Here is a 437-nt window from a genome sequence, read left to right on the forward strand (position 1 = left end):
CACTAAAATCCCCGTCCTTCAGGGCGGGGAGAAGGTAAAATTGTGAGACCACAGGTAACTATGTTACCTGTCTAGGGGCTGAGAGGGAGTAATCTCGACCAGCCCTTGCGCTTTTAGTAGCGGATGGAGGCTCCCATGGAAGAATTTACATGTTCAGACCTCGCTCGTAAGGGCGCGAATCAAGATATTGCTCAGCCTCAAGACAACAGGAAAGCCCGGCTGGAAGCCGCCCTAGACACCACCGCCCGTCTCGTCTTGCGCTTCGGCGAACCCTACCTACCGTTCTTCCTGAAGATTGAAGCCGAACTCACGGCACTAGACACCAAACAAGATGCACTGGCTCGGGCGAGAAAAAGGGTTGAGCTTTTTTAAGCAGTTCCGGCAGTTGAACCGCGCGGAACCAGAATCACAGGACACGGGGCCTCTGCCACCACACG

Annotated in this window: 1 protein-coding gene; it reads left to right on the forward strand. The window is 54.7% G+C overall.

Going from position 1 to position 437, the window contains the following annotated elements:
• Positions 1–135: 135 nt before the first annotated feature.
• A complete protein-coding gene (locus tag E1297_RS00620) occupies positions 136–372 on the forward strand; it encodes a hypothetical protein (RefSeq protein WP_155132644.1) in 237 nt (78 codons plus the stop codon).
• Positions 373–437 lie beyond the last annotated feature (65 nt).

The sequence above is a fragment of the Roseibium sp. RKSG952 genome, from assembly GCF_009711355.1.